At 59.0% G+C, this 25,005-nt stretch carries 17 protein-coding genes; 10 read left to right on the forward strand and 7 right to left on the reverse strand.

Features of this window, described 5'->3' with window-relative positions:
* Positions 1–107: 107 nt before the first annotated feature.
* The gene (locus G8764_RS01050) at positions 108–689 is read left to right on the forward strand and encodes a Maf family protein (protein ID WP_166161014.1); all 582 of its coding nucleotides are present in this window, start codon (positions 108–110) and stop codon (positions 687–689) included.
* Between the two features lie 57 nt (positions 690–746).
* On the opposite strand, the gene G8764_RS01055 is transcribed toward G8764_RS01050, so the two are convergent.
* Positions 747–1,670, reverse strand: coding sequence for a hypothetical protein (locus G8764_RS01055; RefSeq protein ID WP_166161016.1), 924 nt, complete (start codon positions 1,668–1,670; stop codon positions 747–749).
* Positions 1,671–2,352: 682 nt separating this feature from the next.
* Here G8764_RS01055 and G8764_RS01060 point away from each other — a divergent pair.
* The 3 genes from G8764_RS01060 to G8764_RS01070 all read left to right on the forward strand — a co-directional run bounded on the left by G8764_RS01060 (position 2,353) and on the right by G8764_RS01070 (position 7,211).
* On the forward strand, positions 2,353–4,566 hold the full coding sequence (locus G8764_RS01060; RefSeq protein WP_166161018.1) for a molybdopterin oxidoreductase family protein: 2,214 nt from the start codon (positions 2,353–2,355) through the stop codon (positions 4,564–4,566).
* A gap of 17 nt (positions 4,567–4,583) precedes the next feature.
* Complete coding sequence (locus G8764_RS01065) at positions 4,584–6,614, forward strand: DmsC/YnfH family molybdoenzyme membrane anchor subunit (protein ID WP_243748521.1); 2,031 nt, start codon at positions 4,584–4,586, stop codon at positions 6,612–6,614.
* Between the two features lie 201 nt (positions 6,615–6,815).
* The gene (locus tag G8764_RS01070) at positions 6,816–7,211 is read left to right on the forward strand and encodes a hypothetical protein (RefSeq protein ID WP_166161020.1); all 396 of its coding nucleotides are present in this window, start codon (positions 6,816–6,818) and stop codon (positions 7,209–7,211) included.
* A gap of 48 nt (positions 7,212–7,259) precedes the next feature.
* On the opposite strand, the gene G8764_RS01075 is transcribed toward G8764_RS01070, so the two are convergent.
* From G8764_RS01075 to G8764_RS01090, 4 genes are all read right to left on the reverse strand, one after another.
* Positions 7,260–7,592, reverse strand: coding sequence for a hypothetical protein (locus tag G8764_RS01075; RefSeq protein ID WP_166161022.1), 333 nt, complete (start codon positions 7,590–7,592; stop codon positions 7,260–7,262).
* 64 nt (positions 7,593–7,656) lie between these two features.
* Positions 7,657–8,685 (reverse strand): HlyD family secretion protein, encoded by a 1,029-nt coding sequence (locus tag G8764_RS01080; RefSeq protein ID WP_166161024.1) that lies wholly within the window; start codon positions 8,683–8,685, stop codon positions 7,657–7,659.
* Positions 8,682–9,944 carry a glycosyltransferase family 2 protein gene (locus G8764_RS01085; RefSeq protein ID WP_166161025.1) on the reverse strand — a complete coding sequence of 421 codons (1,263 nt, stop codon included), beginning with the start codon at positions 9,942–9,944 and terminating at the stop codon, positions 8,682–8,684. The genes G8764_RS01080 and G8764_RS01085 overlap by 4 nt, the downstream gene beginning before the upstream one ends.
* A complete protein-coding gene (locus tag G8764_RS01090) occupies positions 9,944–11,245 on the reverse strand; it encodes a TackOD1 domain-containing metal-binding protein (RefSeq protein WP_166161027.1) in 1,302 nt (433 codons plus the stop codon). The genes G8764_RS01085 and G8764_RS01090 overlap by 1 nt, the downstream gene beginning before the upstream one ends.
* Positions 11,246–11,733: 488 nt before the next feature.
* On the opposite strand from G8764_RS01090, the gene G8764_RS01095 reads away from it, so the two are divergent.
* From G8764_RS01095 to G8764_RS01105, 3 genes are all read left to right on the forward strand, one after another.
* Positions 11,734–12,447, forward strand: coding sequence for an ABC transporter ATP-binding protein (locus G8764_RS01095; RefSeq protein WP_166161029.1), 714 nt, complete (start codon positions 11,734–11,736; stop codon positions 12,445–12,447).
* Entirely contained in the window at positions 12,444–14,966 is a 2,523-nt protein-coding gene (locus G8764_RS01100) for an FtsX-like permease family protein (protein ID WP_166161031.1), read from the forward strand. The genes G8764_RS01095 and G8764_RS01100 overlap by 4 nt, the downstream gene beginning before the upstream one ends.
* Positions 14,967–15,041: 75 nt before the next feature.
* On the forward strand, positions 15,042–16,301 hold the full coding sequence (locus G8764_RS01105; RefSeq protein ID WP_207951623.1) for a lipocalin-like domain-containing protein: 1,260 nt from the start codon (positions 15,042–15,044) through the stop codon (positions 16,299–16,301).
* Positions 16,302–16,586: 285 nt separating this feature from the next.
* Here the strand turns inward: G8764_RS01105 and moeB are convergent, their stop codons facing one another.
* Positions 16,587–17,756 carry a molybdopterin-synthase adenylyltransferase MoeB gene (gene moeB / locus G8764_RS01110; protein WP_341806263.1) on the reverse strand — a complete coding sequence of 390 codons (1,170 nt, stop codon included), beginning with the start codon at positions 17,754–17,756 and terminating at the stop codon, positions 16,587–16,589.
* A gap of 268 nt (positions 17,757–18,024) precedes the next feature.
* Here moeB and G8764_RS01115 point away from each other — a divergent pair, with 268 nt between their 5' ends.
* The gene (locus G8764_RS01115) at positions 18,025–18,483 is read left to right on the forward strand and encodes an aminoacyl-tRNA deacylase (RefSeq protein WP_166161033.1); all 459 of its coding nucleotides are present in this window, start codon (positions 18,025–18,027) and stop codon (positions 18,481–18,483) included.
* 46 nt (positions 18,484–18,529) lie between these two features.
* Here G8764_RS01115 and G8764_RS01120 read toward each other — a convergent pair whose 3' ends face one another.
* A complete protein-coding gene (locus G8764_RS01120; RefSeq protein ID WP_166161035.1) occupies positions 18,530–19,390 on the reverse strand; it encodes a helix-turn-helix domain-containing protein in 861 nt (286 codons plus the stop codon).
* Positions 19,391–19,744: 354 nt separating this feature from the next.
* On the opposite strand from G8764_RS01120, the gene G8764_RS01125 reads away from it, so the two are divergent.
* Complete coding sequence (locus G8764_RS01125; RefSeq protein ID WP_166161037.1) at positions 19,745–21,964, forward strand: alpha-galactosidase; 2,220 nt, start codon at positions 19,745–19,747, stop codon at positions 21,962–21,964.
* A 132-nt stretch (positions 21,965–22,096) separates the two neighbouring features.
* Entirely contained in the window at positions 22,097–24,910 is a 2,814-nt protein-coding gene (locus G8764_RS01130; RefSeq protein ID WP_166161039.1) for a TonB-dependent receptor, read from the forward strand.
* Positions 24,911–25,005 lie beyond the last annotated feature (95 nt).

Below are 25,005 nucleotides of genomic sequence, written 5' to 3' on the forward strand. Positions count from 1 at the left end.
CCTGTCAAAGGAAAATACACCGAAATTGGCCTGAATTTCAAGGATTTGTATCTATTGCAGCGCAGCGCTAACCTGCGTGGCCCGAAAAAGCCCCAAAGAGACACACTATGGCCCTGATAATCCTGGCATCCAGCTCTGCCTACCGGCGCCAACTGATTGAAAAATTGGGCATAAACGCCGAATCCGTAAGCCCGGCTATCGACGAGAGCGCCCTGCCCGGAGAGAGCCCCCGGGAGCTGGTCGAGCGCCTCTCCACCAGCAAGGCGAAAGCCCTGGCGCGCCGCTTTCCAGAGCATTTGATCATCGGCTCGGACCAGGTGGCCGAACTCGATGGCAGCCTGATCACCAAACCCGGCAATCACAGCCGCGCGCGCCAGCAATTATTGGCCTGCAACGGCAAGGTGGTGCGTTTTCACACTGGCCTCTGCCTCTACAACAGCGCCAGCGATCGCCTGCAGTATCGCCTGGCCACCACCGAGGTAAAGTTTCGCCAACTGCAGGAAGACCAGGTCGAGCGCTACTTGCGACAGGAGCAACCCTACGATTGCGCCGGCAGCTTTAAGGCTGAAGGCCTGGGCATCTGCCTGTTTGAATACCTGCGCAGCGACGACCCCAGCGCCCTGATCGGCCTGCCGCTAATCGACCTGACCTCACTGCTGCTAAATGAAGGTATAGAGCTGCCACTCTAACCCTGCCTGGTCGAAACGCGCCCAGGTCAAGGTTACCGGCAAGCCGTCGCCGGCACCCTATTCCTCAGCGAGCCCCATAAGATCAATTTTCAACTCCAGCGCATCCAGCTTTTGGTAGGGTATGGGTTGCCCCTGGCTGGAAATATGGGTCACCTTGAAAATTCGGGCGCCGCCCCGCTCCTCCACACACTCACAGCGCAGCTTGCGCAACGGCTTGTCCACTGCCGCTTTCAAACCCACCAGCAGGTAATCCTTCTTGCCAAATGACGGCCAACTGTCCGCCTCGTGCTCCAACTCCAGCCGGATTGACTCCTCGGAAAAATCCCTCAGCCACGCGGTCATGACCTGGTCAGTACCATTCTTGCAGACTGTGACACACAAATCGGTACTCAAACGGCTGCTTTTACGCGGCTCATGCTCTTCCAGTGAACCCAGCGCCACGGTCAGCAACACCACATGCAAGCGAGCGTGAACACCCTCCTGGAGCTGGGAGCGCCGGTACACTTCCGCCTCGCACTTGAGATGTTCAACATCACTGGCGAAGCCACTGGACATGAGGACCAAACGGGAGCGTGGGCCGAGCGGCCCCAGCCTGCTGAGTTGTGCCCGGGAATCATAGTCGAGCTGGCGCTCTTCCCCCGAGGTATCGGGCACTATCAGGGCAAAGCTCTCGATCCGGGTAATATCATGCACTTGCCCGCCTTCACAGATCACCACCCTGATGCCCAGGTCGTCCGCCTCAAACCGGATATCGCCTGGACGAAACACCCGGTGACCATTGACCTGGTAACCCACCACCAATGTCTCCAGCGAGGAACCTTCTTCATATTCCTGGTGATAGCGAATGCGACTGCCGATCCTGATTGCCCTGACGAAGCGCTGCAGCTGCAGCAACCGCTGCCGCGCAGGAAAGGCGGCCTCTGACTTGGGGCCGAGCCCGGACTTGTTGGATTTTAATTTTTTGCTGCCGAAGGAAATCATTGCCAGGACCCGCCAATAATGGAGAAAGTAAAGGACCATTGCAGACACGCAGCCCGGCAACTTGCCAGACCGCGTCTCGCTACTGCCTTGATTATAGGTATAAATTTCGCAAGCTGCGGATTTTTCAAATCCTGGGCGCTGGCCTGCAGCGAGCCGACACCACCGCTCCCGCCTGTGCCCTCAAACCTCATATGGCGCCGCTGCCGGATGGCGACATTAAGAGTTCTGCCGAAAACACAGTAAAAAGCCGGACACCTAAATCCTGGGCTACCGTTGTATAGCATCACGCCCCTGTAAACACCGCCTGGCCGTCCCGGCCTGAAAAACGCACCAATATATAGCTAGCGTGCACCATAATTTCCCGTAGAAAGCCATTTTCCATCCCAAGCAACCCCATTTAAAAACCGATGACAGCAAGAATTATCCTCGAAAAGACATTCAATATAAATTTTATCTAATTGTTTTTTAAGCATATTTTATAACGCACTAATTTAGACCAAACATTATAGTTAACCAGGCATTTAAATTGGATTGATAATTGCAGTGATTTACTGGGAGAGCAAACGGAAACAGACAGGAACAACTGCGGTCGCCCCTTGATTGTTACCAGGCAATCAGGCGCACAACCGCTCAAAAGTATTTGCACCCGCAAGGCAACCAATCCAGACTTAAAGGGAACCCCATGTTATTCGGACGCAGAAAACGCAAGCCCATCGTTATTCCCCAGAAAAAAGTCGCTGAATGGAAATACACGACCTGCAACTACTGTTCGACTGGCTGTTCCATTGAAATCGGCCTGGATGAAAACAAGCGCATCGTCACCAGCCGCGGCCACGCCGGCGCCGACGTCAACCGCGGCAAGCTCTGCATCAAAGGCTTGCTGGAACACGAACTGTTCAACTCGCCGGGCCGCGGCACCCAGCCCCTGATGCGTAACAAGTTCCACGAGCAGTTCCAGCCTACCGACTGGGACACGGCATTTGACCGTACCGCCGGGAAGATCAAGGACATCCAGAACAAATACGGCCGCGACAGCTTTGCCGTGGTGTCGACCGGACAGTTACTGACCGAAGAATTCTACACTCTCGGCAAGCTGGTACGTGGCTGTATTGGCACCAACAATTACGACGGCAACACCACTCTCTGCATGGCTTCCGCCGTATCCGGTTACAAGCGTTCATTTGGCTCCGATGGCCCACCCGGCTGCTACGCAGACTTCGAATACACCGAATGCCTGATGGCCTTTGGCTCCAACTTGCCGGAACAGCACCCGATCATTTACTGGCGCTTGAAAGAAGCCAAGGAAAAGCGCAGCTTTCCCCTGATCGTGATCGATCCCCGGGTCACCATGCTGGCCCAGTTTGCCGATATCCACCTGCCCATTACCCCCGGTACCGACTGTGTGCTGATCAACAGCATGTTGCACGTCATTTTCAAGGAAGGGCTGGAAGACCGGGCCTACCTGGAAGCGCACACCAACAACCTGGCCGAACTGGAAGCCCTGGTGGGCCAGAAAAAGTACGACCCCAAGATCGCCCAGCACGAGTGCGGCATCGATGAAGACCGCATTCGCACCGTGGCGCGCCTCTACGCCAGGGCCAAGTCGTCCATGGCCATCTGGACCATGGGTATCAACCAGTCGACTCACGGTTCCGACGGGGTTGCCAACATCAACAACCTCAACCTGGTGACCGGCAATATCGGCAAGCCCGGCGGCACCAGCCTCTCCATTACCGGCCAGTGCAACGCCATGGGCACCCGCGAGTGGTCTTCCTGCTCCGGCCTGCCCGGCTACCGGCTGCTGGAAAAAGAAGAGCACCGCCAGGAGATCGCCGATTTCTGGGGGATCGACCCGGAGTTTTTCCCCAAACAGCGGGGCATGGCCCAGACCGATATATTTCCCGCCATCGAAACCGGGGAGATCAAGGGGCTGTGGCTGGTGGCCACCAACCCCATGACCTCCATGCCCAACACCGCCCGCATTCGCAAGGCCATGGAAAAGCTGGAATTCCTGGTGGTGCAGGACTGCTACGAAGACGTGGAGACCAACCAGTACTCCCACGTCTACTTCCCCGCCGCGGTTTGGGCGGAGAAAGAGGGTTGCCACACCAATACCGAGCGCCGGGTCAACCTGATTCGCAACGCCCTGCCGCCGTTTGCCAACGCCAAACCGGACTTCTGGATCTTCAACCAGATGGCCAAGCGCTTCGAGCACGGCGCACTGATTCGCTTCCCGGACACTCCCGAAGGGGCATTCGAAGAGATGAAGCAGCTGTCCGTGGGCAGTGAGCGCACCCTCGACATCTCCGGCATGAGCTACGACAAGATTGAGGCCGCCCGCGGTATCCAGTGGCCCTACCGAGCGGCGGAAGAGGGTCGCAAGGGCCAGAACGGCCTCAAGGGCGACCCGCGACTGTACACCGATGGCAAGTTCCAGACGCCCAACGGCAAGGCCAACCTGATCTGCGTGGACTTTATCAACAACAATGAGCAGCCCTGCGAAGAGTACCCGTTCTGGCTCAACAGCGGCCGGGTAGTGGAACACTTCCACACCCGTACCCGCACCGGCAAAATCGGCAACTGCAACAAGTTCAGCCCCACGCCCTATATGGAGATGAACCCGGATGCCGCCGAGGAGCTGGGTGTCAAGCACCAGGAATACGTGCGTTTGACTTCCCGCCGCGGCGACGCCGTGGTGATGGTGCAGCTGACCCACCGGGTGGCCCGCAACGCGGTCTTTATTCCCTTCCACTTCTACGACTGCGTCAATCGCCTCACCCTCGGCCTGCTCGACCCCTACTCGCGCCAGCCGGCCTTTAAACAGTGTGCCGCACGCATTGAAAAAGTAGACCAGCGCGAAGCCGCCCGTCTCAACGCCGAACGCCGCACCTTTTAATCACAGGATTACCGCTGATGACTACTGCAGAGAACCCCGCTTTGGAAAATACAGTCATGAATTCCGCCCGCCCCGAGTTGGGCCGGGATCTGGGCGCCGCCAGCGTCGAAATTTTCGATCCACGCGACATCAAACCCGTGGTCAAGGCCGAGGACGCCGCCAAGGCCAGCCACTGGGAGTTGCGCACCCAGGAGCAACCCTACGCCTTTCTCAGCGATAAAAAGGTCGATGATGCCAACCGCTACGGCCAGAAAATCGACCTGGTGGACCTCACTGGCTTACCCGCCGGTCGCTCCATGTTTATCAATGAAAACCCCGACGTGGGCATCAACCCCAACCGCAACAAACAACACGGCTTCTTCTTTACCGCCGACAACTGCATCGGCTGCCACGCCTGTGAAGCGGCCTGCAGCGAAAAGAATGACAACCCGACCCACCTGGCGTTTCGCTCGGTCGGTTACGTCGAAGGCGGCAGCTACCCCGATTACAAGCGCATGAACATCTCCATGGCCTGCAATCACTGCGACGACCCGGTGTGCCTGAAAGGCTGCCCCACCCGCGCCTACACCAAGCACGTCGAATACGGTGCGGTGCTGCAGGACCCGGAAACCTGCTTTGGCTGCGGCTACTGCACCTGGGTCTGCCCCTACAACGCGCCGCAACTGGACCCGATCAAGGGCCAGGTGTCCAAGTGCAATATGTGTGTCGATCGCCTCGAAGTGGGCCTCAAGCCCGCCTGTGTCTCGGCCTGTGTCGGCAATGCGCTGGACTTCGGTGTAGTGGAAAATATCCCGGAAAATCGCGAGCAAGCCAAAGTGTCCATTCCCGGTTTTCCCGATCCGGAAATCACCCACCCCAATATTCGCTTCCAGCAGACCAATGTCCTGCCCATCGAAATGACCCGCACCGACTCCATGCCGGTCAAGTATCACAAGAACAACAAAGGAGAATACAAGCCGGTCATCGACCAGAAAAAAGGCAAGGAAGTACACTGGAATTTCGCTCGCCTCAGCTCCCGGGAAAACCCGCTGGTGATTTTCACCCTGGCCATGCAGGCGGTGATGGGCACTTTTGCCCTGTTTTTCCTCGGTAACCAATTGGGCATCGGCGTACTCAGTGAGTTCGCGGCCAGCAACGTCTACCTGCCACTGTTGATCGTCTGTCTGGGCATCGGCGCCGTGGGTAACTTTATGTCTGCCATGCACCTGGGCAAGCCGCACCGCTTTTATCGTGGTTTCAACAACCTGCGTCACTCACCCATGTCCCGGGAGATCCTCGGGGTGGCGGGCTTTATGGCGACTCTCGGTTTCCACACTTTATTTTCCCTGCCCGCCAACGAGGTGGTGCAGTCGCTCTATAGTGGTGTGTTCGGCAGCGACATCAGCGCCCTGATCAGCCTCTCCACCAGCGCCACCATCGCCACGGTGTTCGGCTACCTGTGCATCGCCTTCACCTTGTTTGGCCTCTACTACATGACCCGCTGCTACCGCATCAAGGCGCGCCCCTTCTGGAATCACTACCAGGTCAGCACCTCCTTTGTGGGTAACGTGATCGCCCTCGGCGCCCTGCTGGGCGGCGGCACTATGGTGGCCAGCCTCGCCATTAGCGGCGCCGATTACCAGTTGGCACTGCTGACCAGCGGTGCACTGATGGCGGCCGGTATCGCCCTGGAAGGGTTTGGCCTGATCATGCACAACCGCGACCTGAGCCGCGCCGAACACGAGGGCGCAGCCTCCCACTACGTGCAGCGCACCACCTTCGGCAAGACCTATATCCTGCGCAATGTACTGATGGCGGCGAATCTGGGCCTGGCCCTGGCCCTGCTTCTGAGCGGCTCTGCCAGTGTGCTGGCCCTGGCCGGCTGGGTGCTGGTGGGCTTGACTTTGGTGTTTACCAGCACCGTTGGCCGCGCCCTGTTCTACGTACTGGTGATCCCGACCACCATGCCCGGCGCCTTCTTCTGGAAGAACAAGGGCTTCGAGGAACACGCCCGGGATATCGGCCTGGCGCATATGCCCCAGGTGGGTGTCGTGCCCGATCTGCACTGAAACCTCAGCCCTTGCCCCAATCACACTTGTGGTCGGGGCCAGGGCTGAAAACACGCAGCTGCAGCAACTGGTCATGCCTAACAGTTGACGTCAGCGGTTAATGTGAACAGTTAAAAACAGTTGCAGTCAGTACACTCTAATTGCACTCTTTGCACTCTACCAACATCTGAAATCACCTTGCAGCAACGGTACTTCTGGCCCATGACTCTCACGGACATCATCGACAAAACCTGCCTGATCGGCCTCTCCTATTTCAACTTGCAGGAAGAACTGGTGAAACAATCACAGTTGGCGGGGGTGGTGGTCGCGGCGAACGAGGAAGACGGTATCTCGGTACAACTGCAAAGCGCAGGCGCAGACAGCAAGGGCGAGGATGGCAAACCAGCCATATTTATCTTGCCGCCGTCACTGAGCTGCTGGTTTCACGCCCCCAAGGGCCACTTCCGCAACCCCGCCACCCAGGTGGACATACGCGACCCGGACTACCTGGTTACCTGGGACATCTACCAAACCCAGGACAACAGCCAGGAAGGCCAGCACGAGTGGTGGGAGTGGGTACCGCGCACCGCGCCGCCGCAGGTGGGCCAACCAGAGTAATACTGCTGCCGCCACCCGTTCGCTGGCTGCAAACCGACGACAGCTGCACTAGCGGTAGACGATCCCAATTCCCTCGACTTTGGACAGGTCAACACTGACCGCGCCCTCAGGGGTGTTAGTACCCCGGTAGGTATAGAGTTTGCGCTTGCCCTGCGCACCATCTGAGGCGAAATCGGTTTTTAATTGCTCCAGGTTGCCATAGCGACGATCATACTGAATCTGGTGGCTGGCACCGGAGCGAAAGTAGATGGTCATACTGGCATCGTCCTTGGCCAGCGCCGCAAAAGCCGCCTCGCGCCGGGCGGATTCATCCGCCTGGCTACTGGCAACGATGCCGGTACAGAACAATAACACCAGTACTCTACTCAGGTTGGTCGGCATAAACTCACTCCTTGCTTCTGTTTGCAATTCCACGCTCGCGCAACCTGCGGTTTATGGATGAACACTAGTTAAATATATTACCAATCCAGTTGGGCACCAGACCCTTGGCGACAACCTTGACCTTGGTGTAGGTAGCCGGTACTTCCTGGTCGGGCAAAATTTCGACTCGCAACACTTGCGATCGTTCCTGGGGCCGAAAAGCGCGCTGGAATTCCAGCGGCAGGCGCGCCGAGATCGGGAATATCTGTGCCACCTTGCCCTGCAGGGTTTTAAGGCCGTATTTAATACTGACTTCAGCACCCACATCGGCCACGTACACCGAACCCGGGGTCACATAGGCCAGAATGTAGGGGCCTCCTGACAGCAGCTCCAGCAGCGGTTCGCCGCTTTTTACCACGCTGCCCTTGTTGACGTGTACCTCGGACACAGTCACCGCCTCCGGTGCCAGCACCACACCATCGGCGTAGGCGGCATTGAGTCGTTGCATGCTCTCCTGCAGGTTGGCATCAATGGCCTGCAAGGTACGAGTCTCCAGGGCGATATTGCCCCCTTCGCCGCGCAGCTTTTCATAGGTCATGCGGCTATCAAATTCGTCTTCCAGGTATTCGGATATCTTGCGTGTATCCACCAATCCACGCGCCGCCGCCCGCTCTTCGGTGGAGCGCAACTGGCCCATCTTCTCGACCCGCTCTTGCGCCAGCGGCAACACGGTTTTCAGCTGTGCCTGGCGACTTTGCAACTCGGCAATGCGGCTGCGGATCTCGGCGCTTTTGATCGACAGGTCACCCAGGTTTTGCAACACATCCACGGAGTTCAATTGCACCAGCAGGTCGCCACCCTGCAGCTGGTCTCCCACTTCCACCTTGAGGTTTTCCACGGTCGCGGTATAGCTCACCGCCATGGTGTGCACATCGCGCGTGACCATACCTTCGGCGCGAAAAAAGAAATACTTGCCGAACAGTGTGTCCAACAGCCACAGCAGTAGACACCCCACCAGAATCAGGTAGACCCAGCGACCGACGGTACCGCGACTGCCGCGGGATTCCGACTGCAGGTTGTCGACCCGCTGCTTGTTTCTCAGACTGCTTATCAAAACCGCTCCAACACTTGTTTTACTTTAACCGGCACAAACGTATCCTTGAACGAGCGCCGGAAAATCAGCTCGTCCAGGTAGGCAAAAAATCTCACGCCGCGGGCAACATAGCTTTCAAACACCGTGCTGGCGAGCAAATAGATCCCCAGTCTTTCCGGCTCCCGGGCCCGGTAAATGAGGCACATCAGGGCAAAGGTCAGCATGTCTTCGATCAAATAGACCAGTGTAATGGTGCCCACCACATAGAATGCCGACTCACCCATCTGGTAAAACAACCAGAACAGGTAAGTGAAAAAGCTGAGGGTCAACACCACCTGGAAAAACAGCACATTGCTGAGCGCGATCACATCCCTGCCCCTGAAACCGTCCCAGCCGGGATTGTAAGCGGAGCGGAACTTACGCAATTTATAGCGGATTACGCTGCGGTTCCAGCGCATGCGCTGCTTGATATAAGCCGCAGTGGTCACCGGCACCTTGGTGGCGGCCCAGGCGTCGTGGGCAAAATTGATACGCCAACCGGCACGGCGCAACTTGTTGGTGACGTTGCCGTCGTCACCTGGGCCCACGTCCCAGCCACCCACCGCCAGCAGCGCCTCTTTGCGAAAAGCTCCGAAGGCACCGGACACAATGGTCAGGATGCCCATCATCGAGGTAAAGCGCCGCCCCATGGAAATACTCATCAGGTATTCCATCGCCTGCAACCGAGTCACCAGGTTGTACTCACCATTGCGCGGGTAGAGATTACCTGCCACCGCACCAGTCTGGGGATCAGCAAAACGGCTGACCAAACGCTCGACCGCGTCGCGATCAAAGGAGGTGTCCATATCCGCACAAATAACGATCTCGTTTTTACAGAAGCCGAGGCCCAGGTTCAGTGCCGCGGCCTTGCCGCCGCGAATACCGCTGGACACAAACACGTCGATTAACCCCTGCTGGCGCAAGCGCTTGGCCACCGCTGCGGTGTCATCGGCCGAGCCGTCGTCCACCACAACGATTTGCACCTCGCCCTTGTGGGTCTGCTCCGCCAGTGACATCACACTGCGCTGCAGGCCGTCCGCTTCATTGTGACCGACCAACAGAAAACTGACCGGCAGGTTCAGCGGCGGATACTTGTTCTTGCGCTCTACCACCAGCGAAATCATGATCGCCAGCAGGCTGAGCAGGTAGCGCGGCACGTCGAAGATGATGAAGTACCAGAACATGTAGAAGAAGGAGTCGAAATCCAGTTGCTGGATAATATCGACGATATCAGCCAGCATCAGCCCAGCGTCCTCAGCAATTGCGCCAGCTTATCCCGTGGGTAGCGCTCAATGGTTAAATCCAGCGGCAGGGAAATGCGCTTGCTGGTTTCCTGCTGCAAGCGCTGTTCGACGATTTGCAAATTGTCGGCTTCGGTCTCGGCCAGCAATAAATAAATGGTTTGCTCGCGGGCACTGACCAGATCGGTATTGCGCACTATCTGGGCGATGATTTCCCCCAACAATAAAAACGCACTGGCCAGGTTGGACACCCCGAAGCGGTCACGCAACTCCTCGAAGTTGTTGATGTGTATGGCGCAAGCGCACAGCGGCCGCTCAAAGCGTTCGGCGATTTTCAGCAGCTGCGCGGTGGTCACCACAAACTCGCCGATGGAGCAGATGCCGACACTTTTGCTCAACAGGGTTTGCACCGAGTTGTGCGGTAACAGGCCCGCTTGCAACGCCGCGACACCGCTGGGCGAGAGTTCGTAGTTATACCACTCCCGCGTGGCCAGGCTCGCCGCATCCGCATGCTGGGAACAATCATTGCAAATAAAACCAATGGCCGGGTCGTTGGATACTTCACCGCAAGCACCACAGCTGTGCACCGCTTTGGGCTTGTCGTAATCGACACCGTAGTGGCGCAATTCCTTCTGGCACTTGGGACATTCCAGGTGATCTTGCTGGCGGAACGCGGTCTCGATGCCCTGGTAACCACAGCGGTAGTGATGCACCAGGCTGACGTCGTTGAGGTCACTGCTGCGGCAACTGCTGCACTCTTCCCGCACGTGCATGCGCGACGAGCCACAGTTTTCGCAAAAATAGAGACGATCAAAATGCTGGCGCTCCAGCAGGCCGCCACTGGCCAGGTCTTCCAGCAAGCGTCGCTGCTTGGGGATGGCTGCCAACAGTGGATACTCGACCAACTCCGCCAAAGCCGGCGCCCGGGATGCGGTTAAGCCGGTATTGCGGCTGTGGGCCAGGCCGAGAATCGCCAGGCTTGGGTAGTCGGAGCTGTTGCGAATATCGATGGCGGCCACAGCGACGCAGAGAGGCTGCAGCGCTTGCGCGGCACTGGTGAATGCTTCCAGGGACGGCTTGCTGGCGCGAAAATCCGCCCGCGGCCAGCGTCGACCGGTAAAGTTGGCGATGGGTGTCAACAGGCGGCGGTTGTCCAGCAACTGCTCGCCCAGGCGATTGATATTGGTGCCCGGCAACAGGCAAACAATATCAAAGTTGTCCTGTGGATCCGTGGTGTAGTCGAGTTCCTTCAGAAACGTCCATTTCGCCAACTCGTACCCTGTAACAAAATAACGTGTCATAGTGGAAATATTTGCCTGTTCGTATGTCAATAAGGTTAGTCGATCGTCGCTGAGCAACTTCAGCAGCAACTACAGCAGCACCTTCAGCTGCAACTACAGCAGCAACCACAACAAGCGCCGCAATCGGCCCCATCGCGGCAATTGAGCGCGCAGCGGCAGTGACAAAAGTTCCCGATCGACAGATAACATGATTTAGCCAACCGAACACGACCCCGCTTGGCTCTCGCCCAAAAACCCGGGGAGCATGCCCCCACTTTTGTTTCAGTGCAACTTTCTATTTTTAGCAGTTGTCCCCCCAGCCCCGCCAATCGCAGTTCGAGCAGCGTTCCCGGCAAAGGGTTTTCAAACTTATCCCGGCGACTCCCCGGCGGAGACAGGATACTATGGGCTTACAATGCCCACAAAGACACTATACGCCAATAACAACAGGCACTTACAAATACAGACGCCAATAACAACAGTCGCCCCCAAACTGGCAGCCGCAAACCATGACGTCAACATTTGCTAACAGCATCCGCCTGCGCAACCTGACCCGGGAATTTCGTGAGGGCCAGCGGCTGCGCCGCGTGCTCGACCACATCAGCGCCGACATAGCCGCTGGTGAATCCGTCGCCATCCGCGGCCGCAGCGGCTCCGGCAAGTCCACCCTGCTCAACCTGGTCGGCGCTATTGACGCTGCCGATAACGGCGAGATCTGTGTTGCCGGCATGGAACTCAGCGGCTTGCCAGAGCGGCAGCGCACCCTGTTTCGACGCCGCCACATCGGCTTCGTCTACCAGGCTTTCAACCTGCTGCCGACCCTCAATGTTGGCGACAATATCCGCCTGGTGCTGGAACTCAACGGGGTCGCGGCGCGGTCGGCCAACCTGCGAGTCAAAGAGCTGCTGGCGGCAGTGGGGTTGGCCGATCGGGCCAGCAGCTTGCCGGACCAGCTCTCTGGCGGCGAACAACAGCGAGTCGCCATCGCCCGGGCGCTGAGCCACCGGCCCGCCGTGCTCCTGGCCGACGAACCCACTGGCAACCTGGACGACGACAGCGCCAAAATAGTGCTCGAGCTGCTCCAAAGCCTGCGCCAAACCACCGGCACCACCCTGCTGATCGCCACCCACAGTGAGCGCATCTCGTCGTTCTGCGATCGCGCCCTGGAGCTGGAACAAGGCCGCCTGCGACCAGTCGCCAGCAGCGAGCCCGCGTCCCCGTGAGCGCCCTGCTGCGCGCCAATATCGGTTTCCTGCTGCGCCACCCCTGGCAGCTGGCCCTGTCACTGCTCGGGGTCGGGATCGGGGTGGCGGTGATCGTCGCCATCGACCTGGCCAACGCCAGCGCCAAGCAGTCGTTCCTGTTATCCATGGATGCCATTAGCGGTGCGGCCACCCACCAGCTTATTGGCGGGCCCGCCGGTATTGACGAACAATTCTATGTGACCCTGCGGGTCGAGCACGGTCTGCAGGGCATCGCCCCGGTGGTGGAAGGCAGCGTCAGCGTTGGGGAGCACGAGCTGCAAGTGCTCGGCATCGACCCACTGGCCGAGCGACAACTACGGGATTTTACTCACCAGGTTGATGCGGTAGCGACTTCCGGCGCCAACCGCAACCTGTTCCGGGACCTGCTCAGTGTGCCCGGCGCCGTGCTGATGTCGGCCAGCACCGCCAACCTGTTGCAGTTACAACCGGGCGACCATTTCGAGCTGCTCGCCGGCGGCCGGCGCTTCCCGGCCCACTTGCTGGGCACTTTCAAAGCCGACAGCGCTGCCGGTCTCGACAACTTAATCAGCACCGACATTGCCACCGCCCAGGAATGGTTGCAGCGGCCGGGGCGACTGTCTCGCATCGACGTCCGCCTCGACCCGGATGACCCCGCCACCCTCCAGCAATTGCAACAATGGTTGCCGGCGGACACCCGCCTGCTGTCGGCGGCGGGCCGAACTCGCTCCACCGCAGAGATGAGTGCCGCGTTTATGATCAACTTGCACGCCATGAGCCTGCTCGCCCTGCTGGTCGGGGTATTCCTGATATACAACGCCGTCAGCTTTTCCGTCCTGCAGCGGCGCCCACTGATCGGCGTGCTGCGGGCGCTGGGTGTGACCCGCGGCCAGATCCTGGCGCTGATATTGGCCGAAGCGACAATTATCGGCCTGCTGGCGACGGTTTGCGGGCTGTTCGCCGGCGCCTGGCTGGGCGAACAGCTGCTGCAACTGGTGACCCGCTCGATCAATGATTTCTACTATCGCGTCGCGGTCACCGAGGTGGCCATCCAAGTCAGCACCCTGGCGAAAGGTGCGGCTGCGGGGTTCGGAGCAACCCTGCTGGCCGCCCTTCTGCCCGCGCTCGAGGCGGCCTCCTACCCACCGCGCCTGACCCTGGCCCGCTCAACCCTGGAGCAGCAAGCCAGGCGCCTGGTACCGCTACTGGCCGCCGGCGGTGTTGGCGCCATGCTGGCGGCCGGCGCGGTGGTGCTGCTATCCCAGCGCAGCCTTGGCGCCGGCATCGCCGCGGTGCTGCTGCTGGTATTGGGCTTCGCCCTCTGCATTCCCCTGCTGGTGCAGCGCAGTTCGGCCCTGCTCGCGCCCCTGGCGGCGCGGTTGGGCGGGGTCTGGGCGCGGCTGGCGCTGGCGGGTATCGGTGCCAACCTGAGCCGCACAGGGGTTGCCACGGTCGCCCTGGCGGTGGCCGTATCGGCCAGCGTCGGGGTCAGCGTCATGGTCCACAGTTTTCGCGGCTCGGTAGACCGCTGGCTGCTGCAGACCTTGCAGGCCGATATTTATTTGGGCGTGCGCGGCGGCGGGCTGGCGCCGCAATTGATCGAGGAGATCGCCGGGCTCGACGCCGTTGAGGCGATCAGCAGCAGCCGTCGCGTGCGGCTGGAGACCGAGCGGGGACAACTGCAAATCCAGGTACTGGATATGGCGCCGGGCAGTTATGCTGGCACAGTGCTGCTCGACGCCGACCCGGCAGCGGTGTGGGCCGATTTTGAGCAGCAGGATATGCTGCTGGTTTCCGAGCCCTTCGCCTGGCGCCAGCAGCTGGCAGCGGGTGACCGGTTGCGCCTGCCCACTGCCGCCGGTGAGATGGCCTTTCGGGTCGCCGCCACCTATCAAAGCTACCGGGTCGACGCTGGCACCGTGCTGATGAGCCGCGCCACCTACTCCCGCCACTTCGACGATCCGCTAATCGACTCCATCGGTCTCTACCTCCGTGCGAACAGCGACCCGCAACTGATTACAGAAAAGCTGCAAGCCATCAGTGGCGGGCGCCAGCAGTTATTGATCAACTCGAACCAGGCCATTCGCACCCAATCGCTGCAAGTCTTCGATCGCACGTTTATCATCACTGACATTTTGTACTGGCTGGCCTTGGGAGTCGCTGTTATCGGCATATTCAGTGCCCTGCTCGCCCTGCAGTTGGAACGAGCGCGGGAGTTTGGGGTGCTGCGAGCACTAGGCATGACACCCGCTCAACTCGGCCGGATGATCAGTTTGCAAAGCGCCAGCATCGGCCTGCTGGCCGGGTTGGCCGCCCTGCCCCTCGGCCTGGTGATGGCCTATGTCTTGATCGAGGTAATCAACCGGCGCGCCTTCGGCTGGCACATCCAGTTCTCCCTCGCCCCGCAGCTGTTGCTCTCTGCGCTGGCGCTGGCGCTGCTGGCCGCGCTGCTGGCCGGTCTCTATCCCGCCTGGCGCGCCGCCCGCAGCCAGCCGGCCACAGCCATGCGAGAGGAATAGGCCATGCGAGAGGAATAGGCCATGCGAGAGGAATAAGCCATGAGGGAAAAATAAGCTATGGGCGCGGAATAAATCATGCGAGAGAAATCGGTACTGAGTGGCTATCGAATCCTGTGCGCTGGCCTGCTCGCTATGACCTTGAGCCTGACCGCAGCAACAGGGCTGAGCGAAACGCCGCTACGAACCCTGCAAGCAGCACCCGGCGACGACCAGGATCAACTGCGCGGCGAGGCCAGTGCCAGCCAGGCACCAATGCCGCGCTCGCAACTGTCGACCCTGCTCAGCAGCCCCATCGACGCGGGTTTTGCCAAAGCTGACCAGCCGCGCACCTTTCGCTTTCCCGAGGACCACGGTCCACACCCGCAATTTCGCAACGAGTGGTGGTACCTGACGGGCAATCTCGACAGCGACGCAGGCGACCGGTTTGGCTTTGAACTGACCATTTTTCGCTTTGCCCTGACGCCCGCAACGCCACAATCCCTTTCCGCCTGGCGCAGCAATCAGCTCTACATTGCCCATTTCGCCATCACCGATGCAGTCCGGCAGCAATTTTATGTGGCCGAGCGCTATTCCCGCGGTGCCCTCGGCCTGGCCGGTGCGCAAAGCGCTCCCTTCCGAGTCTGGATCGATGACTGGCAGATCGCTGCCCGACAGGACGCTGCCCGACAGACAGACACCAGTTCGGACTCCAGGGAGCTGTGGCAACTGCGCGCCCGGGACGAGCATTTCAGCCTCGACCTCAGCCTTAGCGCCGAGAAGGCGCCTGTGCTCAACGGCGTCGACGGCCTGTCACAAAAATCCGCCGCGGCCGGCAATGCCTCTTACTATTACTCCATCACCCGCTGGCAGACCGGCGGCCAACTGCGCATCGGCGCCCGCCATTACAACGTCAGCGGTCTGTCGTGGCTGGATCGGGAGTGGAGCAGCAGCGCCCTCGGCGATGAGCAACAGGGCTGGGACTGGTTCGCCCTGCAACTGACCGATGGCAGCGAGCTAATGCTTTACAACCTGCGCCGCACCGACGGCAGCCGCGACTCCCACAGCGCCGGCACCTGGATCGGCGCCGATGGCCGCAGCCAACACCTGACCGCGGAGCAGTTCAGTATTGACGTCAACCGTCACTGGACCAGTCCGGCCGGCGGAACCTACCCGGCTGGCTGGCACATCCGCGTGCCGCGCCAGCAACTGTCCCTGCGGATTGCGCCCGTGATCGACGGGCAGGAGCTGTTTACCACGGTGCGCTACTGGGAGGGGGCGGTGGATGTGACTGGCAGCCGCGGTGGCATCGGGGTCGCAGGCCGGGGCTATGTGGAGTTAACAGGCTATGCGGAATAAACCGGCGATTTGGAGTAACCCGGCTATTTGGAGTAACCCGGCCATGTGGAGTAACAGGCCATATCAAATAAACCGCTTTTGGGAATTCACGGCATTTTTAGGAATTGGCGAGCCGCACAGGACAGGCGCTCACTACAGCAGTATTGCACCAGCCGCTAAGCACCCCGGCCGCTATTAGCAGCGGCCGGGGTTCGCCCGCTTTAGTATTCGACAACACCTGGTGTAGTGCCTCGTATCTGGCCCTTTAGCGGCTTGCTGAATGTACACGTTATACGAGGCACTACACTAGTACCGGGTCATATCGCTATCGATTTCATCGGCCCAGGCAAGAATGCCACCCTTGAGGTTGGTGGGCGCAGTAAAACCCTCCGCCAACAGCTGTTCGCACACCAGGGCGGAGCGCCCGCCACTCTTGCAGTGCACGATAATTTCCCGCTCACGGGGCAATTCAGGCAGGTGCTCTGCCAGTGCCTGCATGGGGATATGAACGGAGTTGGGCAGCTTGCAGATGTCGCGCTCGTAACTCTCCCGCACATCGACAATCAACAGCGACTCGCCCGCCTCCAACCGCTGCTTTAAAACCTGCACACTTATCTCCGGGTAAGCCGCGGCTGGCGCCTGGCTGGGCACACCGCAGAACTGCTGGTAATCAATCAGCTGGCGCAAAGACGGGTTGTCGCCACACACCAGGCAATCGGTATTTCGGTGCAAGCGCAGCTCTTCGAATTTCATATCCAGCGCATCGTAGAGCAACAACCGGCCGCTGAGAGACGTCCCCATCCCGGTAATTATTTTCACCGCTTCAGTGGCCTGGATGCTGGCAATAATTGCCGGCAAGACCCCCAACACCCCGCCCTCCGCACAGGAAGGTACCGAACCGGGCGGCGGTGGCTGGGGAAACAGGCAGCGATAACAGGGCCCGCCCTGGTGGTGAAAAACCGAGGCCTGGCCCTCAAAGCGGAAAATACTGCCGTAGACATTGGGCTTGCCGAGAATGACGCAGGCATCATTCACCAAATAGCGGGTGGGAAAATTATCCGTACCGTCGATCACCAGGTCGTAGTCGCCGATAATTTCCAGGGCATTGGCGGCAGTCAGTGCGGTGTCGTAAACCCGGGTGCGGGTATTGGGGTTCAAATCCTGCAACCGCCGCGCCGCCCGCGCGGCCTTGTTTTCGCCGATGTCGGACACTCCAAACAGGACCTGGCGCTGCAAATTGGATTCGTCGACCCGGTCGGGGTCGACAATACCCAATGTACCGACCCCGGCCGCAGCCAAATACAGGCACAGGGGCGAACCCAGCCCCCCGGCACCCACCACCAGCACTTTAGCGGCCTTGAGTTTTTGCTGCCCCAGCTTGCCAAACTCCGGCAGGGTAAGGTGGCGGCTGTAACGGGCTAACTCGCCGGCGTTGAGCTCCGGCAGCGGCTCACTGGTGTGGACATGCGTGTTCACTGGTACCTCAATCTGCTCTCAAGCGGTTGTTGTTTTTGCATTACTTTTTTTGCAGTACTTTTTCGTCAACTTTTTCGTCAATCCTTGCGCCTGCCCATTTTACCCACGCCCAGGCAGCGAAAACCCGGTATCGAAGTGGAACGGCACTGTCTTTCGCCAGTCTTAGTCTATGCAACCTGGTAAAACCAGCGGCGCTTATTGTGCGCCAATGGGGCCTCTGGGTACAACAGCAGAGGGTAGTGATTAACCCCGTAAGGAGGGCACGGTCATGGCTGGCAATAAAGTACGTGAGCACCTGGACCAGCTCGGCATCAAATACGTTACCATCACCCACTCACCGGCCTACACCGCCCAGGAAATTGCCGAATCGGCCCATATCTCCGGCAAGGAAATGGCGAAAACGGTCATTGTCATGGCGGATGAACAGCCACTAATGGTGGTGGTGGCCGCCGCGGAACGGGTTCAACTGGGACGCTTGAAGGACGTTACCGGCTCCAACCAGGTAAGGTTGGCGGACGAGTCGGAGATCCGTGATATGTTCCCCGGCTGCGATACGGGCGGCATGCCACCCCTGGGCAGCATGTACAAAATGGACGTCTATGTGTCCAGCCACCTGGCGGAAAATTCACAGATCGCCTTTAACGCCGGTACACACAGCCAACTGATCCGCATGGATTACAAGGATTTTGTCCAACTGGAACGGCCCCAGGTCATCGAGTTGCAGTAATTGCGACACCAGGGCCTGCCCCGGATTATGTGGCAGCGTTCACGTACTAACTGGTAGCCCGCTGGCGAAATTCCCGCGGGCTCATGCCATTGGCTTTCTGGAAACGCCGACTGAAATAGAACGGGTCGCTAAACCCCAACTGATCGGCAATTTGCGCCATTGACAGCCCGGTGCGGGCCAATAAATCCCGGGCGCGATCGAGGCGCAGCTGTTCCAGGTAGCGCAGCGGTGGCATCTTCAGGCTGGCGCGAAACAGGTGCGCAAAGTAAGACGGACTGAGACCGGCCACTGCGGCCATATCCGCCACCGTCATGCTCTGGCCGAGGTGCGCGTGCATAAATTCGATGGCTTTATCAAGCCGCCCGTCGAAACTACCCCCTGCGCCCATAGGCGCCATTTCAGCACAATATAACAAGCCCTGCTCCAGTGCATTCATGGCCCAGGCGATACGCTGTGGCGATTTCGACAGATAGTGATGCAGCACCCGCAAAAATGCCTTTCGCGCCTTCACCGCGGTAGTGGAATCATCCATATCAAGCAGGATCACACCGGAGCTTTCCGGCGGTCTTTCCAGCAACGGCTCCCAGTGCTTCCAGTGGTGGAAGTGGATCCACACCACATCCCACTCCTGCGACTCCGGGTGGGTGCCGTAGTCATGGGCTGTCAACGGCGGAATAATGGCTACAGAGCCCGCGGGCAATGCCGTGAGCGCACCGGCGCCGGCAAAGTAGCCGCACCCCGCCAGCGTCACTTGCATGACATAATCATTGGTGCCGGATGCGCGCAGCACATGATAGCCAGGGCCGTAGTGGTTGTGCCCGGCCACGACCCGTGAGTAGATCGGTATCTGTCTGTATTCGCCCGTTTCCATAGCAGAAAAGTACAGGTATTCAGCCGGACCGTCCATTCTTTTTCTGCTTCAGCAGGCGCAGAATACTCCCACATACCAATAAACCTGATTCACGAAATCAGCAGACCAGCAGGTGAAGGCTCATGGCACATCCAACAAGTAGCGATGCATTATTCGTCTTAACCCGGAGCGGCGCCGTCCCAACTCGGGATGCCGCGGGCGACTTTAGCGTCGCGCTCTCCCCCACATAATCCAGGCTATTTCCCATGGCCTACGCCACTGCGTAAGCCACGCGGAAAAATCGCACCCCCTTACAGATTGACCCCGGAACCCAGGTTCCCGGCAGCCGGGTTACGCCTGCACAAAACAGACACCGCCACAGGGTGTAACAAGGAATTAAAGGAAAACTTGATGAACACAATGATTTCGGTCACCGACGAGCGCGAATTCCTGCTCTCCAACGCGCGCATCAGCTACGCCTTTCGGGCTTCGCCCCAGGGCATCCTGGAACATTTGTATTTTGGCAATCACGTCTCCGGCGCTGCCGGCCTGGCGGCTTCGATCCGCAAGACCTACCGCACCACCACCGCCGAGTTTGAAGGCGTGCCCTACTACCACCTGGCGGACACGCCGCAGGAATACCCCCTGTTCGGCACCAGTGATTTTCGTCACCCGGCGCTGCACGGCGTCAACGCCGACGGCAACAGTATTTTCACCCTGCGCTACGACAGCCATCGTATCAGCAGTGACAAACCCGCTTTGCCGGGGCTGCCTTCAGCCCGAGGCGGCGACAGCGAAACCCTGGTCGTGACCCTGAAGGATGCGGTTTACGGCCTGACCGTGGATTTGAACTACACCATCTACCGCGATTACGACGTGGTGTGCCGCTCCACCACCATCACCAATGATGGCCAACACACCATCGAATTGCTCAATGTCGCCAGCTCCTGCCTGGACTTGCCCGCCGACGACTACGAGCTGCTGCACCTGCACGGCACCTGGGCACGAGAATTCAATGCCGAGCGCATCGCCATGCCCACCGCCCGCTGCGTGATTGAGTCCACCCGCGGCACCAGCAGCGCCGCCCACAACCCGTTTCTGGCGGTAATGGAAAAAGACGCCACCGAAACCAGCGGCCGGGTCTACGGCACCGCGCTGATGTACAGCGGCAGCTTTGCCATCAGTATTGAGAAAGGCGAGTTCGAGGAAGTGCGGGTATTGACCGGCATCAATCCGTTCAATTTTCGCTGGCAGCTGGAGCCCGGTGCCAGCTTTAACTCCCCGGAGGTGCTGCAGGTTTACACTGACCGGGGCTTGTCCAGCATGAGTCGCACCTGGCACCGCTTTATCCAGGACCGCATCAGCGAACCGCGTTTCGCCCATTCAGCGCGCCCCTCCTATTTCAATACCTGGGAGGCGGCCTATTTCAATGTCAATGAAACCTCCATTCTGAGGTTGGCCGACCGGGCAAAAGAACTGGGGCTGGAAATGCTGGTGGTGGACGATGGCTGGTTTGAGGGCCGTGACAGTGAGACCACGTCCCTCGGTGACTGGCAGCCGGACCCGGGCAAGTTTCCGTCCGGAATTGCCGCGCTGGCCAAGCAGGTAAAACAGCGGGGCTTGAAATTCGGCATCTGGGTCGAGCCGGAGATGGTTAACGAAAAATCCAAACTCTACCAGCAGCACCCGGACTGGATTCTGCACGTGCCGCACCGCAAGCCTTCACTCGGCCGCTACCAGTACGTGCTGGATTACTCCCGCGCCGACGTGGTCGAGCATATGTTCAACCAGCTCGATGAGTTGCTGAGCTGCGGGTCTATCGACTACATCAAGTGGGACATGAACCGCCTTATGACCGAGGCGGGCTCTGCACTGTTGCCCGCCGAGCGCCAGCTGGAAACGCCACATCGCTATATTCTCGGCCTCTACAACCTGGTGCAACGGATCACCGCCAAGTACCCCGACGTGCTGTTCGAAAATTGTGCCTCGGGCGGCAATCGCTACGACCTCGGTATGCTGCGCTATATGTCCCAGGGCTGGCCCAGTGACATGGTGGATCCGGTTGGTCGCCTGTCGATTCTGAACGGCGCTTCGTATCTGTTCCCGCCCTCTGTCCTGGCGGCCTATGTGGGACCATCACCCAACCACCAGAACGGTCGTCATTCGTCGTTGCAAGCCCGTTTCGATGCCGCCTTTTTCTGCGCTGCACGAGGCATTTCTCTCAGTGAGGCCGACCTCGACCGGGATGCTGACGAAATTCGCGAGGGTTTCGCCGTTCTGCGCGAGTCCGCCGACGATGTGGTCAATGGCGCTTTCCACCGGGTATTTCACCGCGCCAACGAAACCTGTTGGCAGCTCACATCAGCCGACGGCAATAGCGTTTATGTGGGCTACTACCACGTTTTGTCGGCCCCCAACTTACCCTTTAAAAAGGCCCTGCTCAGGGACCTGGACCCCAACGCCGAGTATCGACTGACAAAAAACCCCGCCAGCACGTATACCGGCGCCGCACTGATGCACAGCGGCCTGGCGCTGCCCTGGGTCGACGTCCTGCAATACAACCCGGAGCTGGAGTATATGGATAAAGGTGATTTTTCCACCTGCATCCTGGTTCTGGAAAAAGTGACTTGAGGAGGCTCGATGACTGAAAACTGCCGGTCACTGCGACCGGGTTAAATAATGTTCGGTAAGTAACCTGTAGGTTAAGTAATAAAGCAACAAAAAAGTAAACATAAATCCAAACAAGCAGAAAAAGGCAATTCTATGAATAACATAATGAAACCACTGCAAAAATTCAGCGGCACCCTGGCCATGGCAACCTGTCTGGTGTCTCCAACGGTACTGGCGCAAGCCATCGAGGAAGTCGTGGTCAGCGGCATCAGGAGCAGCCTCGAGAGCGCTGCCTCGATGAAAGAAAATGCGATGGGTGTGGTTGACGCCATATCCGCCGAGGACATTGGCAAATTCCCCGACGCCAACGTGGCCGAATCCCTGCAGCGTATTACCGGTGTTGCCATTACTCGCGGTCGCGGCGGCGAAGGGCAATTTGTCACCATTCGCGGCCTCGGCGAAGAGTTCAACGCGGTGACCTTTAACGGTCGCCTGCTGGCCACTGAAAACCCGGGGCGTGAATTCAGCTTCGACGTTATCGCCTCCGAACTGATCCACACCGCTACGGTCAACAAAACCGCCATCACCTCCCAGGGCGACGGCAGCATCGGCGGCCGCGTCAATGTCGAAACCGCGCGCCCGTTGAGCAGCCCCGGCTTGAAAATTGCCGGCTCCATCGCCGGGCAATACGACGAACTGTCCGATGAATACGGACCCAAAATGTCCGGCATCATCAGCAACTCCTTTAACGACGACACCTTTGGCGCCCTGGTATCCTTTGCCTACCAAAAGCGTGACCTGCGCTCGGACGTCGCCGAAGCGCTGGGCTTTTTCCCGGTCAATGTCGACACCAGCGGCAGCATCGATGACCCCAACGACGCCGTACCGATTGCCCCGGGTGGTGAAGGTGTTTTCATCCCGGCGGTATCCGTACTCTCCAACCCGGAAGAGCGTGAGCGCTACAGCGGTACCATTGCCCTGCAGTGGCAGCCAAACGACGACACGGATATCAACTTCGACGTGCTCTACTCACACTACGAAAGTCCGGCCTCGGCAGTGGGCTATTCCATTTTCCCCTTTAGCAACGACCTGGTGGAGCCCGGCAGCCTGCAATTCAATGACGCCGGCGTAGTCACTCATGCGAACTATCGCAGCGACAGCGATTTCGACCCCTTCCTGGTCAACGACTTCCTGGTTCGCTCCACCAATTCGGACGCCGACACCCTCGCCTTTGGCTTGAACGGACGCTTCCAGATCAATGACCAGTTCTCTTTGACCGGCGACATCTCCTGGTCCAACGCCGAAGGCACCCGGGACAACACCGGTTCGGACGACGGCAGTGGTCGCTTTTTTGTGGTTGGCGTGCGCGGTGCCGAGGCCACCTATTCACCTGGTGACGAAGTACCCAACCTGGGCTTTACTGGCCCCGACCGCCTGGTCACCGACGCCGCCTCCCTGGCCGCCTCCAACCAGGTACCGCTGGATCAACTGGACCCCTCAACCTATCGGGCCCACTTTGCCAGGAACTCCAGTTTCGTCATTGACGATGAGATTTTCGCATTCAAGGTCGATGGCAACTTTGAATTCGACGAAGATGTCTCCCTCCAGTTCGGTGTCGACTACACCGATCGGGAAAAAGGCAACCGCGCGGTCAACAACAACCCGACCTTCTGCCAGTTCTGCGGTTACGGCACCTCCCTGCGCGACGTCAATCCCGCAGTATTTGACGCCTTCTTCGCCGACGGCGCCCGGGTCAATGCCGACAATGACATTCTCGACGGCACCAGTGCCGAACTGCCGCGCAGCTTCGTCACCTTCAGCGCGGATTTCCTCGAAGAGCTTTACGCCGGCAGTGCCATACCTGGTGCGGCGGAAGCGTTAGTGCCACAGTTCCGACCGGCTGAGTCGACCGTGGTCAGCGAGCAGGTGTTCGGTTCTTATATCCAGGCCAACCTTGCCGGTGAACTGGCGGGCTTCCCCTGGACCGGTAACGCCGGTGTGCGCTTTGCCTATACCCAGTCGGAATCTGCCGGGGCACAAAACCAGATCATCGGCCGTATCGACCAGGGCGCTGGCAACCAGACCTTCCTGCGCAGCGAAGCGACTCCGGTCTCGTTCGACAACGAGTACTTCGATGTCCTGCCCGCATTCAACATCAGCTTCAGCCTGACCGACAACCTGTACTTGCGCGCCGCTTTTGCCAAGTCCCTGACCCGCCCAACACTGACGGATCTGTCCACGGCGTTTTCCATTCCCTCGACCAACGTCGGGCTGGAATCCATCGCCCAGGGCAACCCGTTACTGGACCCGGTTCGGGCCAATAACTTTGACCTGTCACTGGAGTACTTTGGTGACAAGGTCAACGCCTCTGCGGCCGTGTTCCACAAGACCATCGACGGCTTTATCTCCAACATCACCGTGGATACCCCCATCAATGTGGGCGACAGTGTCGACACCAGCGGCAATGTGATAGAAACTGACACCATCATCAACTTTGATGTCACCAAGCCTGACAACTCCGACAATGCCGAAGTTTACGGTTTGGAACTGGCGGGACAGTACCTGTGGGACAGCGGCTGGGGCTTGTTGGCGAACATCACCTTTGCTGACAGCAGTGTCGACGGCCTGACCGAGCAGTCTTCCACCCTGGAAAACATTTCCGATGTTTCCTGGAATATGTCCGGCTTTTACGAAAACCATGGCTTCTCTGCCCGCCTGTCGGTCAACAACCGCGGCGACTACGTGCAGACCACCATTGGTGAGAGTGGCTTTACCGAGATCGTTGATGATTACCAGCAGATCGACTTCTCCGCCAGCTACGACATCACTGACAACGCCACGGTCTTCTTCGATGCCATCAACCTGGGTGACGAACCCTTGTTTGTCTACTCCGGACACCGCGCCCGATTGCAGACCTTTGAAGAAAATGGTCGTCGCTTTGTGCTCGGCATTCGTGCCAACTTCTAAACTCCGGCACGCCCCCCGGTGCGTTCGAACTTGAATGCACCGGGGCCAGCCTGGATTTGAATAACGACAAAAGCGTCCGCACACAATAAGAGAGA

The organism is Pseudomaricurvus alcaniphilus (genome assembly GCF_011440395.1).
Taxonomy (GTDB): domain Bacteria; phylum Pseudomonadota; class Gammaproteobacteria; order Pseudomonadales; family Cellvibrionaceae; genus Pseudomaricurvus; species Pseudomaricurvus alcaniphilus.

What these genes read in the sequence shown, in the direction of transcription:
- G8764_RS01070 (WP_166161020.1), top strand. Translation starts at nt 6,816, where the DNA reads ATGACTCTCACGGACATCATCGACAAAACCTGCCTGATCGGCCTCTCC.
- G8764_RS01120 (WP_166161035.1), bottom strand. Translation starts at nt 19,390, where the DNA reads ATGGACGGTCCGGCTGAATACCTGTACTTTTCTGCTATGGAAACGGGC.
- G8764_RS01105 (WP_207951623.1), top strand. Translation starts at nt 15,042, where the DNA reads ATGCGAGAGAAATCGGTACTGAGTGGCTATCGAATCCTGTGCGCTGGC.
- G8764_RS01095 (WP_166161029.1), top strand. Translation starts at nt 11,734, where the DNA reads ATGACGTCAACATTTGCTAACAGCATCCGCCTGCGCAACCTGACCCGG.
- G8764_RS01115 (WP_166161033.1), top strand. Translation starts at nt 18,025, where the DNA reads ATGGCTGGCAATAAAGTACGTGAGCACCTGGACCAGCTCGGCATCAAA.
- G8764_RS01125 (WP_166161037.1), top strand. Translation starts at nt 19,745, where the DNA reads ATGAACACAATGATTTCGGTCACCGACGAGCGCGAATTCCTGCTCTCC.
- G8764_RS01090 (WP_166161027.1), bottom strand. Translation starts at nt 11,245, where the DNA reads ATGACACGTTATTTTGTTACAGGGTACGAGTTGGCGAAATGGACGTTT.
- G8764_RS01060 (WP_166161018.1), top strand. Translation starts at nt 2,353, where the DNA reads ATGTTATTCGGACGCAGAAAACGCAAGCCCATCGTTATTCCCCAGAAA.
- G8764_RS01075 (WP_166161022.1), bottom strand. Translation starts at nt 7,592, where the DNA reads ATGCCGACCAACCTGAGTAGAGTACTGGTGTTATTGTTCTGTACCGGC.
- G8764_RS01055 (WP_166161016.1), bottom strand. Translation starts at nt 1,670, where the DNA reads ATGATTTCCTTCGGCAGCAAAAAATTAAAATCCAACAAGTCCGGGCTC.
- G8764_RS01050 (WP_166161014.1), top strand. Translation starts at nt 108, where the DNA reads ATGGCCCTGATAATCCTGGCATCCAGCTCTGCCTACCGGCGCCAACTG.
- G8764_RS01065 (WP_243748521.1), top strand. Translation starts at nt 4,584, where the DNA reads ATGACTACTGCAGAGAACCCCGCTTTGGAAAATACAGTCATGAATTCC.
- G8764_RS01130 (WP_166161039.1), top strand. Translation starts at nt 22,097, where the DNA reads ATGAATAACATAATGAAACCACTGCAAAAATTCAGCGGCACCCTGGCC.
- G8764_RS01085 (WP_166161025.1), bottom strand. Translation starts at nt 9,944, where the DNA reads ATGCTGGCTGATATCGTCGATATTATCCAGCAACTGGATTTCGACTCC.